12 protein-coding genes and 6 tRNA genes are annotated in these 14186 nt (G+C 68.4%); 11 read left to right on the forward strand and 7 right to left on the reverse strand.

Annotated elements, in window-relative coordinates:
- Positions 1 to 12: 12 nt before the first annotated feature.
- Positions 13 to 1572, reverse strand: coding sequence for an alpha/beta fold hydrolase (locus tag IM25_RS15970; protein WP_033096718.1), 1560 nt, complete (start codon positions 1570 to 1572; stop codon positions 13 to 15).
- Between the two features lie 165 nt (positions 1573 to 1737).
- Here IM25_RS15970 and zapE point away from each other — a divergent pair, with 165 nt between their 5' ends.
- The gene (gene zapE, locus IM25_RS15975) at positions 1738 to 2751 is read left to right on the forward strand and encodes a cell division protein ZapE (protein ID WP_006551373.1); all 1014 of its coding nucleotides are present in this window, start codon (positions 1738 to 1740) and stop codon (positions 2749 to 2751) included.
- A 52-nt stretch (positions 2752 to 2803) separates the two neighbouring features.
- Here zapE and IM25_RS15980 read toward each other — a convergent pair whose 3' ends face one another.
- Positions 2804 to 3373 carry a GNAT family N-acetyltransferase gene (locus IM25_RS15980; RefSeq protein WP_006551374.1) on the reverse strand — a complete coding sequence of 190 codons (570 nt, stop codon included), beginning with the start codon at positions 3371 to 3373 and terminating at the stop codon, positions 2804 to 2806.
- 400 nt (positions 3374 to 3773) lie between these two features.
- On the opposite strand from IM25_RS15980, the gene IM25_RS15985 reads away from it, so the two are divergent.
- The gene (locus IM25_RS15985) at positions 3774 to 4268 is read left to right on the forward strand and encodes a 2-isopropylmalate synthase (RefSeq protein WP_006551375.1); all 495 of its coding nucleotides are present in this window, start codon (positions 3774 to 3776) and stop codon (positions 4266 to 4268) included.
- A 157-nt stretch (positions 4269 to 4425) separates the two neighbouring features.
- Here IM25_RS15985 and IM25_RS15990 read toward each other — a convergent pair.
- The 5 genes from IM25_RS15990 to IM25_RS16010 all read right to left on the reverse strand — a co-directional run bounded on the left by IM25_RS15990 (position 4426) and on the right by IM25_RS16010 (position 4888).
- Positions 4426 to 4497, reverse strand: a tRNA-Val gene (locus IM25_RS15990).
- Between the two features lie 20 nt (positions 4498 to 4517).
- Positions 4518 to 4593 (reverse strand) — tRNA-Gly (locus IM25_RS15995).
- A gap of 50 nt (positions 4594 to 4643) precedes the next feature.
- Positions 4644 to 4718: transfer RNA gene (locus IM25_RS16000), tRNA-Val, on the reverse strand.
- 1 nt (position 4719) lies between these two features.
- Positions 4720 to 4790: transfer RNA gene (locus tag IM25_RS16005), tRNA-Cys, on the reverse strand.
- A 25-nt stretch (positions 4791 to 4815) separates the two neighbouring features.
- Positions 4816 to 4888: transfer RNA gene (locus IM25_RS16010), tRNA-Gly, on the reverse strand.
- Between the two features lie 433 nt (positions 4889 to 5321).
- Here IM25_RS16010 and IM25_RS16015 point away from each other — a divergent pair.
- From IM25_RS16015 to pdxS, 9 genes are all read left to right on the forward strand, one after another.
- Positions 5322 to 5393 (forward strand) — tRNA-Val (locus IM25_RS16015).
- A 238-nt stretch (positions 5394 to 5631) separates the two neighbouring features.
- Positions 5632 to 6300, forward strand: a complete 669-nt coding sequence (locus tag IM25_RS16020; protein ID WP_033096567.1) for a DUF742 domain-containing protein — start codon at positions 5632 to 5634, stop codon at positions 6298 to 6300.
- A 142-nt stretch (positions 6301 to 6442) separates the two neighbouring features.
- Complete coding sequence (thrS, locus tag IM25_RS16025; protein WP_033096568.1) at positions 6443 to 8521, forward strand: threonine--tRNA ligase; 2079 nt, start codon at positions 6443 to 6445, stop codon at positions 8519 to 8521.
- Between the two features lie 59 nt (positions 8522 to 8580).
- A complete protein-coding gene (locus IM25_RS16030) occupies positions 8581 to 9102 on the forward strand; it encodes an HIT family protein (RefSeq protein ID WP_051121556.1) in 522 nt (173 codons plus the stop codon).
- 151 nt (positions 9103 to 9253) lie between these two features.
- The gene (gene pgsA, locus IM25_RS16035; protein ID WP_006551379.1) at positions 9254 to 9925 is read left to right on the forward strand and encodes a phosphatidylinositol phosphate synthase; all 672 of its coding nucleotides are present in this window, start codon (positions 9254 to 9256) and stop codon (positions 9923 to 9925) included.
- The gene (locus IM25_RS16040; RefSeq protein WP_006551380.1) at positions 9922 to 10824 is read left to right on the forward strand and encodes a phosphatidylinositol mannoside acyltransferase; all 903 of its coding nucleotides are present in this window, start codon (positions 9922 to 9924) and stop codon (positions 10822 to 10824) included. Before pgsA ends, IM25_RS16040 begins: the two co-directional genes overlap by 4 nt.
- Complete coding sequence (locus tag IM25_RS16045) at positions 10825 to 11952, forward strand: glycosyltransferase family 4 protein (RefSeq protein ID WP_033096569.1); 1128 nt, start codon at positions 10825 to 10827, stop codon at positions 11950 to 11952. It begins immediately after the preceding gene.
- Positions 11949 to 13031 carry an NUDIX hydrolase gene (locus IM25_RS16050; RefSeq protein WP_065996167.1) on the forward strand — a complete coding sequence of 361 codons (1083 nt, stop codon included), beginning with the start codon at positions 11949 to 11951 and terminating at the stop codon, positions 13029 to 13031. The genes IM25_RS16045 and IM25_RS16050 overlap by 4 nt, the downstream gene beginning before the upstream one ends.
- A 250-nt stretch (positions 13032 to 13281) precedes the next feature.
- On the forward strand, positions 13282 to 14184 hold the full coding sequence (pdxS, locus tag IM25_RS16055; protein ID WP_006551383.1) for a pyridoxal 5'-phosphate synthase lyase subunit PdxS: 903 nt from the start codon (positions 13282 to 13284) through the stop codon (positions 14182 to 14184).
- Positions 14185 to 14186: the final 2 nt, after the last annotated feature.

A 14186-nucleotide genomic window follows, 5' to 3' on the forward strand; every position in this document is an offset into this window, starting at 1 on the left:
GACCGGGGAATGTCACGCGGGGCACAGGCTCCCGTTGGGTGGAAGTTCTCCGTCGGACAGATAGGTCTCCACCCGCGCCTGCACGCATCCCGAGTGCAGGACCGCCGAGTAACCGGCACCCTGCCACGACAGTGACGCCCAGGCGATACCGCCTGCGGTGAGCACACCGGTCACCGACTCCACGCCGGCATTGCCCACGACCGGGTCCGCGGCCCCCGAGGAGACGAGCACGGGCACGTCGAGCGCCGCCGGCAGCGGCGGGGGAGGCAGGCTCGGCCACGCCGCACATGCCGTCAGGCCCGTCGCCAGATCCGCGCCGTACAGCGGATAAAGGGTGGACCAACTCCGGGCGAGATCGCCCGCGTGGGTCGGGGTCGGCCAGCGCTGTCCGTCGCTGCACCGGGCGACGAACTGACCGTCCGTCGAGAGCCTCTCCTCGGCCACACCGACCAGTTCGATGAGCGGCATGACATCGCCGTCCCGCGCGGCTGCGAGGACGTCCGCCACCTCACGGACGCGGGCCTGCAGATCGGCGCGCGGCGTGCCGAGGACACCCGTCAGCGCCGTGAGGAAGGAATTGGCCGAGACCGGCGCGAGTTCACCCTCGGTGGCCTGCTCGTGCAGATCCTCGATCGCCGCGCGCGGATCGTCGCCCAGGGCGCAGTCGAGGGCGGTGCACTGCCGGGCGAAGGCATCGACGGCGGCCTCCGCGCCGCGGGCCTGCGACTCGGCCATGAGTTCGGCGTCGGCGGTGGCCGCGGCGGGGGAGTCGAGGACGAGACGGCCGACCGCGCCCGGATAGGCGGCGGCGTAGGCGAGCGCGACCGTCGCACCGTTCCCCACCCCGAGGAGACCGATCCGGTCCACGCCCCATGCCTGCCGGAGGCGTTCGATGTCGTCGGCGGCGTGTGATGCGCCGAACATCAGCTGCTGCGGCTGCAGGTAGTCGGTGCACGAGACGGTCGCCTGACGACCCAGATCGGCGACGCGTTCGGGTGCATCGCCGGTGCGGCCGAATTGTCCGAGATCGCCGAGACCGCGACGATCAGCAGGAAAGATGCAGTCGATCGCGAGCGAGTTGCCGATCCCGCGCCGATCCACCGCGACGATCGGACGCATCGCCAGTGCACCCGACATCGCGCCGGTCGCCATGGCGGTCAGTGCGCGCGTCGACGCGACGTCGGCGCCGGTCGTGAGAACCAGCGGCGCCACGTCGGTGGGGGTGTCGGGCAGTCGTGCGCGCATGACTGCCAGCGGGAAGGTGCCCGTCACGGTGCCGGCCGCATCGATCGGGGCGACGACCTCCGCGCACTCGAGAACGAGGCCCTGGGCACCCGGCGGTGCGTCGAACGAGGAGAGCGTCTCGTCCGTGCAGTTCCGCCACGCCGGTTCGGCCGACGGCACCGGAAGTTCGGGTACCTCGGTCTCGTCCTGCGGGGTCCCGTCGACGGCGACACCGGGATCGTCGCGCACCACGGCGACGTCGGGACGTATCGACGGTCCTGCTCCGCACGCGGTCGACGCCGCGGCAACCGTGATCAACATCGCGGCGATCACTCCCGATCTGCGCATGCGCACAGCCTGCCAGGTTCACCGGCGGCCGCGCGCAACCGGTGGTCGAGCGGCCGATCCGAAGTGTCCTCCCGGTGCATGACGCCGAGGTGAACGCCGTGTGAAGTAGGTCGCATTCCGGATTCGAGTGAGGATCCGAGCATGATGCGGTCGTACCCTGGGCTGATGCACGAACGTCTCGTCGACCGCAATCCGGTGGTGCCTGCAGACCAGTTGGTGGCGCAGATGGTGCCCCCCGCGATGTTCGACGAGGTGAGCTTCGAGTCGTACATTCCGGATCCGAACGAGCCGAGCCAGGCGGCCGCGGTGACGACCGCTGCGGAGTTCGTCGGCAAGATCGGGAAGATCCGCGGCGGCAAGCGCGGCCTGTTCGGCCGCCGCTCCCAGCCGCAGGGGGCCGGCCTCTACCTCGACGGCGGCTTCGGCGTGGGCAAGACCCACCTGCTCGCCTCGATCTTCCACAGCGCACCCGCGCCCAAGGCCTTCGGCACGTTCGTCGAGCTCACCCACGTCGTCGGCGCCCTCGGGTTCAACAAGGCCGTCGAGGAGCTGTCGAACCACAGCGTGCTGTGCATCGACGAGTTCGAACTCGACGATCCGGGCGACACCATGCTCGTCTCGCGCCTGCTGACCGAACTGTCGGCCCGCGGCGTCTCGATCGTCGCGACCTCCAACACGCTCCCCGGCCAGCTGGGTGAGGGACGGTTCGCGGCACAGGACTTCCTGCGCGAGATCAAGAAGCTCGCGTCGATCTTCGAGACCATCCGCGTCGACGGCCCCGACTACCGTCACCGCGACCTGCCGCCTGCACCCGATCCGGTCGACTCGGCAGAGCTCACCGAGCGCGCCGACGCGATCCCGGGTGCGACGCTCGACGACTTCGACGAGCTGTGCGCGCACCTGAGCACGCTGCACCCGTCCCGTTACGGCAAGCTCGTCGAGGGTGTCCCCGCCGTCTTCCTCGAGGGTGTGCACCCGGCGAAGGACCAGTCGGTGGCCCTACGTCTGGTGGTCCTCGCCGACCGCATGTACGACGCGAGCATCCCCGTGACGGTCTCCGGCGCCAAGCTCGACGAGATCTTCACGCCCGAGATGCTCGCGGGCGGCTACCGCAAGAAGTACCTGCGCGCGACGTCCCGTCTGCTGGCGCTGTCCCGATTCGAGGTTGCCGCGGGCTGATCGGATACCCGGCGCTCATGCGCGCCGGGTCGACCTTCACCCCATCACCGGCTCACCGGCCGGCATCCCTTCGGAGGGTGCGCTGCATGACGAAATCGTCGTGCGTCTGCGCCCCCACGACGAACGTGCGCGTGCCCACCACCTCGAAGCCCTGCTTCTCGTAGAAGCGCCGGGCGCGGGTGTTCTCCTGGTTGACGCCGAGCCACAGGCCCACACGCCCGAGTGTGTGGGCCCGCGCGACGATCGCATCCATGAGCGCCGCAGAGATTCCGGAACCGTGATGGCCCGGCATCACGTACAGCTTGCTGATCTCGATCGCCGGCCGCGCCGTGATCATCGCGTCGATCGCCGGATCCTCGGGAGCGGCGTCCACTGCCATCAGATAACCGACGATCTCCTCACCCGCGCGCGCCTCGAGAACGATGCGTTCGGGGGAGGACAGGTACTCGGCGAACTTCTCCGCGCTGAGGGTGCGCTCGATGAAGTCGGCGATGTCGTCCTCGGCGGCGTCCTGAGGGCAGGCGAGCGGGAAGGTCGCGGCGGCGACCTGAGCGATCGCCTCGGCGTCCCAGATGCCCGCCTCGTCGACGGAGACTGCTTCTTCGAGTGGTGGCATGGACATGCACACCAGTGAAGCACTCGGACGGGACGATACGGCAGGGGCCCCGCGTGTCGATGCGAGACGGAGACACGAGCCCGGACGCGAGACGGAGAAGGGTCCGGATATGGCTGAACCCCAGCCTTGGATGGGGGGGCATGGCTGGGGGTCGACACCATCGGGGGGATGGCAACATCCACGCTACATGAGGGATCCCTCAGGTTCCAGCGACCGTGGTCACGGTTGCGTCACACGGTCCCGTGGATGCGACTTGCACGAAATGTCGGTGCGTTGTACCGTCGCGGCTATGAAGCGCGTACTCGTAGTTCACCGCCGTAGCGGGGTCTGATTCGGACCGACCCCTCGCTGCGGGTCGTTGAGCTACGCGTCGGTCCTTCCTTCTCGTGGAAGACCACTACGAACGATGAACGCCTTCACCTCCTTCTCGGGTTTCGCTCCGATGTTCCCCTCTGGCACCCCTGATGCCGATCCGTTCTTCGCCCGCTACGGACGCGGCCTTCCTCGGGGATTGCGCGAGGAAGCCTCCGGCATGAGTTGGACGGAGTTCGAATCCACCTACGGTGCGCAGCACGGCCCGGTCCGCCTCGGTGGCTGGACCGCGACGGCCCTGGGTGCGGGACGCAGCGCCTTCGAGGCGACGATCGCGATCGGCGACACGATCCATACGGCATCCGCCACGACCTGCGGACCGATCGCCGCGATGACCGCGATGCTGTACGACCTCGGGCTGAACATCGAGATCCTGTCGTTCCACCGCCACGACCTCGGTGAGATGTCCGCGACCTTCCTGCTGTGCCGCTCCGGCGAGCGCACGACCTGGGTGATGGGCACGGGCGAGACCGGCAACGAGTCGTCGCTGCGGGCGATGATCGCGGGGATCAACACGCTCGGCGCGTGACGCGCCGGTCCGGTGCGGGGGAATACCTCCGCACCGGATCACCCGTTGCCGGATTCTCACCGGGTGGCCCGGACGATCGGCGGTCTCCACGAACGAATGCGTCTCCACGAACGAATGAAGGCTCCCTTCGAAATTCGAAGGGAGCCTTCATCTTCTGTGCGCGATACTGGGATTGAACCAGTGACCTCTTCCGTGTCAGGGAAGCGCTCTCCCGCTGAGCTAATCGCGCCGGCATGGTGATCGCCGGAATGGAGCGGATGACGGGATTCGAACCCGCGACCCTCACCTTGGCAAGGTGATGCGCTACCAGCTGCGCTACATCCGCATGTGCACGTTCTTTCGGTGAACCGGCTCGGCCCACGTGCTGGTCGAACCTGGTGCGCGATACTGGGATTGAACCAGTGACCTCTTCCGTGTCAGGGAAGCGCTCTCCCGCTGAGCTAATCGCGCGAGGTGGAGACGGGAATCGAACCCGTGTGCACGGCTTTGCAGGCCGTTGCCTCACCACTCGGCCACTCCACCGTAAAAGGTCGAGTCCAACCTCTCGAGCGGATGACGGGATTCGAACCCGCGACCCTCACCTTGGCAAGGTGATGCGCTACCAGCTGCGCTACATCCGCATTCGCACCGTTCGGCGTCGTGCTCTCCGTGGTGCGGTTCAAAACAGTAGCCGAGCATCTACGAAACGCACAAATCCGCAGGTCAACGGCAGAAAACCGGCAGATTTCGCGAAGGTGACGGGCTGATGACCCCTGCGGGAGGCGACGAATAGGGCTTCGGAGGCCGAGCCCGCGTCCCCCGCTCGTGTCGCTCCGGCCGACACTTGCGTTCCCCGGTCCTCCCGAGTTGAGGGCCGTCCACGTCCCGAGGCTCCGGGTGCGCCTTCTCGTCTCTACGAGCACGGTCTCCTGCCCGCTCGCGTACGCGCGCGAGAGGCGCCACCCGAACGCGCTACACGGAACATCCGCGTCGAAACGCTGGGACCAGGCGATTCGTCTTCATGGCGGGAGCGTGTTAGTGTTCCATCTCGTTCGAGCCGCTGCGGAGCGGCCCGGTCCCGTGGCTCAGTGGAAGAGCGTCCCGTTCACACCGGGGAGGTCGCTGGTTCGATCCCAGCCGGGACCACCGAGATCGGCAGTGACGAAAGGCACCCCCGCAGGGGTGCCTTTTTTCGTACCTTGATGAAATCGTTGAGCGTGCGTGGCGCCCGGTCGGGTGGTCGCCCGCGAGCGCTTGTTTCCTTCGAACCGCAACGGCCCCCTCGGGCCCGACCACGCGTGTCGTGTGGGCACAGCTGTGGTGCTTGTGGCCGAAGTGCGCGTAGTGATGGCAGGATCGTGGTCGTCGAGGAGGGCACGTCCGGATGAGCGTTGCGGACAGCGAATGGCCGGTCGTGGGGGCGACCGGAGCGAGATTCGGATCCGGTCGGTCCCGTCGACGTCGGCGGCCGGCGGATCACGCCGTGCCGGTACGGAATCACCGCGAGCCGGGCCCCGTCGTGGACGAGGTCACGGCAGCCGAGATGTACCGTCCCGCAGCGCAGCCGGTCGACACAGCGCAGCCGGTCGACACAGCGCAGCCGGTCGACACAGCGCAGCCGGTCGACAGAGTGTTGTCGGGCGGTGCAGCGCAGCCGGCCGGCCGGAATGCGGGCACCGGGACCAGTGTGGGAATCGAGGACATGAACCAGCCAGAGACGTCGTCGTTCGTGCGCCCGTTCGTGCGGAGCGGGGGACGCACCCGAGCCGAGGTGGAGCTGCCTCTCGAAGTGCTCGTGTCGGCCGTCCCCTCCGCGATGGGCAGTGAGTCCGGTCCGGCGATGGACGAGCATCGCCTCGTGCTGGCGTTGTGCGCCCAGCCGAGATCGATCATGGAGATCGCGGCCCTCGCGCAGATCCCGCTCGGTGTCGCGCGCGTGCTCGTCGGGGATCTCGCGGCGACCGGCGAGATCACCGTGCACCGCACGGCCGACAAGGTGGGACCGAACGTCGAACTGCTCGAACGGGTGCTGACGGGTCTCAACCACCTCTGAGTTTCTCCGCTCGGCTCCCTGTGTTCGCTGCCCGGGCGGATGTCGATAGCATGATGAAGTTGCCGTGTGCTTGCGATCGTCGACCGCAGCACGCGTCCGGCGACGACCACGTATCAGGCATCGAGCCGAGGAGTCCGTCACAGTGACCACGCCCGCATCCGCGAAACCAGCCACGATCGTCCGGGTGCCCGCGGGGACCACTGCGGGCGCGGCGGTCCGTGACGCGGGTCTGCCCACCAAGGGACCCGAGACGATCGTGGTCGTCCGCGACTCGGAAGGCACGCTGCACGATCTTTCGTGGACGCCGGAATCGGACGTCGAGGTCGAGGCCGTCGGCGCCGACACCGAGGACGGTCGCAGCGTCATCCGCCACTCGGCCGCCCACGTGCTCGCACAGGCCGTGCAGCAGGAGTTCCCGGAGGCGAAGCTCGGCATCGGCCCGCCCATCCGCGACGGCTTCTACTACGACTTCCAGGTCGAGCGTCCCTTCACGCCCGAAGATCTCGCGAAGCTCGAGAAGCGGATGAAGAAGATCGTCAAGGATGCCCAGCGCTTCTCGCGTCGCGTCGTCGACAGCCTCGAGGACGCCCGCGAGGAATTGAAGGACGAACCGTTCAAACTCGAACTCATCGACGACAAGGCAGGAAGCAGTGACTTCGAGCCGGACCCCGAGGTGATGGAGGTCGGCGGCAAGGAACTGACCATCTACGACAACCTCAACCCCCGCACGGGTGAGCTCGTCTGGAAGGACCTGTGCCGCGGCCCGCACGTGCCCACCACCAAGTTCATCCCGGCGTTCAAGCTCACGCGCAGTTCCGCGGCCTACTGGCGCGGCGACCAGGACAACGCCGGCCTGCAGCGCATCTACGGCACGGCCTGGGAGTCCACCGAGGCGCTCGACGCGCACCTCGAACTCCTCGCCGAGGCCGAGCGCCGCGACCACCGCAAGCTCGGCACCGAACTCGACCTGTTCTCGTTTCCCGACGAGCTCGGCTCGGGACTGCCGGTCTTCCATCCGAAGGGCGGCATCATCCGCCAGGAGATGGAGAACTACTCGCGTCAGCGGCACGTCGAGGCCGGCTACGAGTTCGTGTACTCGCCGCACATCACCAAGGGCCACCTCTACGAGGTCTCCGGTCACCTCGACTGGTACCGCGACGGCATGTTCCCGGCGATGCACGTCGACGAGGAGCTCAACGAGGACGGCACGGTTCGCAAGCCGGGTCAGGACTACTACCTCAAGCCGATGAACTGCCCGATGCACGACCTGATCTTCCGGTCGCGAGGCCGCTCGTACCGCGAGCTGCCGCTTCGCATGTTCGAGTTCGGATCCGTCTACCGCTACGAGAAGTCCGGTGTGATCCACGGGCTCACCCGTGTGCGCGGCATGACGCAGGACGACGCGCACATCTTCTGCACCCCGGAGCAGATGCGCGACGAGCTCACCAGCGTCCTGAAGTTCATCCTCGACCTGCTGAAGGATTACGGGCTCGACGACTACTACCTCGAACTGTCGACGAAGAATCCCAAGAAGTTCGTCGGCAGCGACGAGCTGTGGGACGTCGCGACCGACACCCTGCGTGAGGTCGCCGAGGCCTCGGGTCTGCACCTCGTCCCGGATCCGGGCGGTGCGGCCTTCTACGGTCCGAAAATCTCGGTGCAGGTCAAGGACGCCCTGGGCCGCAGCTGGCAGATGTCGACGATCCAGCTCGACTTCAATCTGCCGGAGCGATTCGAGCTCGAGTACACCGGCACCGACGGGGCGAAACACCGGCCCGTCATGATCCACCGGGCGCTCTTCGGGTCGATCGAGAGGTTCTTCGGCGTGCTCACCGAGCACTACGCCGGTGCCTTCCCGGCGTGGCTCTCGCCCGTCCAGGTCGTGGGCATTCCTGTGGCCGCGGACTTCGAGGACCACTTGTTCGACGTCGTGGGCAAGCTGAAGGCTCAGGGGATCCGGGCCGAGGTCGACGTCTCCGACGACCGTATGCAGAAGAAGATCCGCACCCACACCACGCAGAAGGTGCCGTTCATGCTGCTCGCCGGTGAGCGCGACGTCGCGGCGGGCGCGGTCAGTTTCCGTTTCCGCGACGGCACGCAGGTCAACGGCGTGCCGGTCGACGAGGCCGTGCGGATCGTGACCGAATGGGTCCGTCGCCGCGAGAACGCCTCGCCCACCGCCGAGCTCGTCGGTTCCGGTGGGGAAGGCAGCCCGTCGTGACGGGCGATCGCACTCCGGGGCCGGCCGACATCCCCGCGACCGACGACAGTCCCGCGTCGATGGTCGATCGCGGTGTGGGGGAGTCCGACCACCTGCAGCGCCTGTGGTCGCCGCACCGGATGTCGTACATCACCGAGTCCCCGCGAGGTCGCGACGAGCCGTACGAACCCTTTACCGATATCCCGAAGATGTCCGACGAGGAAGGTCTCGTCGTCGCTCGCGGCGAAACGGTGTACGCGGTGCTCAACCTGTACCCGTACAATCCGGGGCACCTGATGGTCGTACCGTATCGCCGGGTGGCCAACCTCGAGGACCTGACGCCCGAGGAGAGCGCCGAACTCATGCAGTTCGCGCAGCGGGCGCTCCGCGTCATCAAGCGCGTCTCGCGTCCGCACGGCTTCAACGTCGGCCTCAACCTCGGTGCCGCGGCGGGAGGCTCGCTGGCCGAGCATCTCCACCTGCACGTCGTGCCGCGCTGGGGCGGCGACGCCAACTTCATCACCGTCCTCGGTGGGTCGAAGGTCATGGTGCAGTTGCTGCGCGACACCCGTGCACTGCTCGCCTCGGCATGGGACGAGTGACAGCCTTCCCCGAGTCGTCGCGATCGCATCGTACGGCCGTGGTGCCGTTCGCGTGTCGATCCGCTGCGGGCCGACTGCGCATTCCCGGCCCTACTCGTGGCAGGATCGGATTCCGGACACAACGGTCGGACAGGAAGACAGGGGTCGCGGGATGCTGAGCTTCTTCGGGCGTGCGTCGGTGTCGAAGGTCACCGCGCCGCTCGGCAAGGCGCTGATCCGTACCGGCCTGACTCCGGACGCCGTCACAGTCGTCGGCACCGTCGCCACGATCGCCGCCGCCGTGACCCTGTTCCCCATGGGACACCTGTTCTGGGGTGCGATGGTCATCTGGCTGTTCGTCATGTTCGACATGCTCGACGGAGCCATGGCCCGGGCCCGCGGTGGCGGAACGCGCTTCGGCGCGGTTCTCGACGCGACCTGCGACCGGGTCGCCGACGGCGCGATCTTCGCCGGTCTCGCGTGGTGGGCCGTCTACCACGAGCAGAGCCGTCCGCTGTTCGTCGCCACCCTGCTCTGTCTGGTGACCTCGCAGGTCATCTCGTACGCGAAGGCGCGGGCCGAAGCGAGTGGACTGTCCGCCGACGGCGGTCTGATCGAACGACCCGACCGGCTCGTGATCGTGCTCGTCGGCGCCGGTCTCACCGGCCTCGGACTCGACTGGGCGATCCACATCGCCATGTGGCTGCTCGTCGTCGGATCGGTGATCACCGTCTTCCAGCGGGTGCTCGCCGTCCGCAACTCCGCGGGTGCGCGCGAACTGCTTCCCATCACGCCCCCGGCCGGGGGGACGACGGAGACCCGGGACGACGGGGGAGCACAGTGAGTGTCGGCGAGAAGGCGTCCGATCTCGCGTACGCGGGTGGCTGGCGCCTGGTCCGGGCACTGCCCGACGGCGTCGCGCGACGGTTGTTCGACGCCGGCGCCGACCATGCGGCGCGCCGTGGCGGCGGACCGCAGCAACTGCGCCGCAACCTCGCGCGGGTGCTCGGGGTGCAGCCGCACGAGGTGCCCGACGATCTGATCCGCCGGTCGGTCCGGTCCTACGCGCGCTACTGGCGCGAGGCGTTCCGCCTGCCATCGATGGATCTCGACGCGACCGCGAAGTCGATCGATTCGTCCATCGAGGGCCGTGAGCACATCGAGGCGGCGCTCGCCGCCGGTCGCGGCGCGATCCTGGCGCTGCCCCACAGTGGGAACTGGGATCTCGCCGGCGTGTGGTGCGTCCGCTACTTCGGCGGATTGACCACGGTCGCCGAGCGCCTGCGTCCGGAGTCCCTCTACCGCCGTTTCGTGGACTACCGCGAGGGTCTCGGTTTCGAGATCTTCCCCTCGAGCGGCGGGGAGACGCCGCCGTTCGGGGAGCTTGCCGCGCGGTTGCGCGACAACCGGATCGTGTGCCTGCTCGGCGAACGCGACCTCGCCCGCAAGGGAGTGCCGGTCACCTTCTTCGGCGAACCCACCCGCATGCCCGCCGGACCGGCGAAACTGGCCATCGACACCGGTGCGGCACTGTTGCCGGTGCACTGCTGGTTCACCGAGGACGGCTGGGGGTTCCGCGTGGATCCGGAGCTCGACGTGAGTGTCGGGATCGACGCTGCCACACAGGCCCTCGCCGACCGGTTCGCCGCCAACATCGCCGCCCACCCCGAGGACTGGCACATGCTGCAGCCGTTGTGGCTCGACGACTTGTCGGAGGCTCGCCGCGCCCGGATGGAGGCGTAGGTGAGGATCGGGATGGTCTGCCCGTACTCCTTCGACGTTCCCGGTGGAGTACAGGCACACGTCGTGGATCTCGCGGAGGTCCTCATCGGCCGCGGGCACGAGGTGAGTGTGCTGGCACCCGCGTCGGAGACGACGCCCCTGCCCGACTTCGTCGTCTCCGCCGGTCGCGCCGTCGCGATCCCGTACAACGGGTCCGTCGCGCGCCTGAGTTTCGGTCCGGTCTCCTATGCCCGGGTCCGCCGCTGGATCAACGACAACGATTTCGACGTCCTCCACATCCACGAACCGAACGCGCCGAGCCTGTCGATGCTCGCGCTCAAGGTGGCGGAAGGACCGATCGTCGCGACCTTCCACACGTCGACGACGAAATCGCTGGTGCTCAGCACCTTCCAGGGTGTCCTGCAGCCCTATCTCGAGAAGATCAGCGGCCGGATCGCGGTGTCCGAGCTGGCCCGGCGGTGGCAGGTCACCTCTCTCGGTGCCGATGCGGTCGAGATCCCCAACGGTGTGGACGTGCCGTTCTTCCGGCACGCCCCGCTGCTGCCGGGCTACCCGCGAGCGGGCCGCACGGTGCTCTTCCTCGGCCGGTACGACGAACCCCGCAAGGGCATTGAGATCCTGCTCGGCGCGTTGCCGGCGCTCGTCGCCCGACATCCCGACATCGAGATCCTCGTGGTCGGGCGCGGTGACGAGGACCGCTTGCGGAAGGAAGCGGGACGCTACTTCCGGCACTTGCGGCTGCTCGGGCAGGTCGACGACGACGAGAAGGCGTCCGCGATGCGCAGCGCCGACGTGTACTGCGCGCCGAACCTCGGTGGTGAGAGCTTCGGCATCGTGCTCGTCGAGGCCATGGCCGCGGGGACGGCGGTCGTCGCCTCCCAGCTCGACGCCTTCCGCCGGGTACTGCGCGACGGGCAGGCCGGGGTCCTCGTCCCGGTCGCCGATGCCGATGCGCTCGCGCGTGGACTCCTCGAGGTCCTCGACGACGACGACCGCCGGCAGGCATTGGTCGACTTCGGATCCACGGTGGTCGAAGCGTACGACTGGCCGGTGGTCGCAGATCAGATCCTGCGGGTCTACGAGACCGTCACCGTCGGTGCCGGCCCGGTGCGGGAGGTCCGGTCGTGACCGTCAGCGCGGTGACGATCCTCGTCCTGTCGCTGATCGCCGCCGTGGTCGTGGCGATCAGTGTGTGGGCCTATTCCACCGCCAACCGACTCGACCGCCTCCATGTGCGCTCGGATCTGTCCTGGCAGGCACTCGATGCGGCCCTGGCGCGTCGCGCGGCGGTCGTGCGGAGCATCGTGGCGTCGATCCCGGTCCCGGAGGGACGCACTCTCGCCCTGCTCGCCGATACTGCCGAACGTGCGGACCGCGCCCGGCGCGAGGAGGCCGAGAACGCGTTGTCGGCCTCCTTGGCACGGCTCGAGACCGGCCGGCTGCGCCCCCAACTCGTGGCCGAGCTCGCCGACGCGGAGGCGCGGGGGCTCATCGCCCGTCGTTTCCACAACGACGCGGTGCGCGACACCCTGGCGTTGCGCACCCGACGGCCGGTCCGCTGGTTGCACCTCGGGGGAACCGCGCCGCTGCCCACCTATTTCGAGATTGCCGAGCGGGCGGGTGCGGTCGCCACCGCGCCTCCGGCCGTTCCCGGCACGTCCCCTTCCTCAGGCGCGGCCACTGCTCCCGCTTCGCGGACCACCCCGGTGCCGGATCGGGCACGAACGTCGGCTCGCGTCGTGGTGCTCGACGAGGACGGCCGGGTCCTGCTGCTGCGCGGACACGACCCCGCGGTGCCCGAGCGGCACTTCTGGTTCACGATCGGTGGCGCCGTCGAACCCGGCGAGGACCTGGCGACGGCCGCGCTCCGGGAGCTCGCCGAGGAGACCGGTCTGCGGGTCGAGCGCGACCTCCTGTGCGGGCCGATGTGGCGGCGCGTGGCCGTCTTCCCGTTCAACGGTGAGGTCCTGCACTCGGAGGAGCTGTTCTTCTCGGTGCGGGTGCCGTCCTTCGAACCCGCTGCAGACGGCTTCACCGATCTCGAACGGAGCATGCGCCTCGACCATCGCTGGTTCGACGACGACGAACTGCAGGCGCTGGTGCGGTCCGGGAACCCGGTCTACCCGCACGATCTGCCCGAGCTCCTCGATGAGGCGAGGCAGGTCGCGACGCGGCGGCTGGAGCCCGAGATCCGCGCGATCCGGTGAAATTTTGAACCCTTTCGGTCCGGCCGCAGGGCCTCTCACGTAGAGATCCAGTTCGCGAAACTGGACGGTTCCTTTGGGGAATGCGCGGGATCTTCAGTGCCCGTCCGAGGAGTGGACCGGTGTGCGGCAGTCCAGTTGCTCCGAACTGGCTATAGGACCGGCTCGGCTGCGCCCCTAGGCTCGGTTCCGCTGCCCGTCGCCCGTGCGCCGGCAGCTTTCGCCGATCCGTCCACCGAGGAGGACTCCCATCGTGACCAGCCCCGACACCGCCCCCGTCACCGGTACCGCCCGCGTCAAGCGTGGCATGGCCGAGATGCTCAAGGGCGGGGTGATCATGGACGTGGTGACCCCCGAACAGGCGAAGATCGCCGAGGACGCCGGCGCGGTGGCGGTCATGGCCCTCGAACGCGTGCCCGCCGACATCCGCGCGCAGGGCGGCGTGTCGCGCATGAGCGATCCCGACATGATCGACGGCATCATCGAGGCCGTCTCGATCCCCGTCATGGCCAAGGCGCGCATCGGCCACTTCGTCGAAGCGCAGGTCCTGCAGGCCCTCGGGGTCGACTACATCGACGAGTCGGAGGTGCTCACCCCCGCCGACTACGAGAACCACATCGACAAGTTCGCGTTCACCGTGCCGTTCGTGTGCGGCGCAACGAATCTCGGTGAGGCACTGCGCCGTATCAACGAAGGCGCGGCGATGATCCGCTCCAAGGGCGAGGCCGGCACCGGCGACGTCTCGAACGCCACGACCCACATGCGCCGGATCCGCCAGGAGATCCGGCGCCTGAGCTCGCTTCCCGAGGACGAGCTCTACGTCGCCGCCAAGGAATTGCAGGCCCCCTACGACCTCGTCGTCGAGGTCGCCCGCGCCGGCAAGCTGCCCGTCACCCTCTTCACCGCCGGTGGCATCGCCACCCCCGCCGACGCCGCGATGATGATGCAGCTCGGGGCCGAGGGCGTGTTCGTCGGATCCGGAATCTTCAAGTCGGGCAACCCCGCCCAGCGTGCGGCCGCGATCGTCAAGGCCACCACCTTCCACGACGATCCCGACGTGCTCGCGAAGGTCTCGCGGGGCCTCGGCGAGGCGATGGTCGGTATCAACGTCGACGAGATCCCTCAGCCCCACCGGCTCGCCGAACGCGGCTGGTGATC

The sequence above is a fragment of the Rhodococcus sp. p52 genome, from assembly GCF_000763325.2.
GTDB classification, from domain to species: Bacteria; Actinomycetota; Actinomycetes; order Mycobacteriales; family Mycobacteriaceae; genus Rhodococcus; species Rhodococcus pyridinivorans.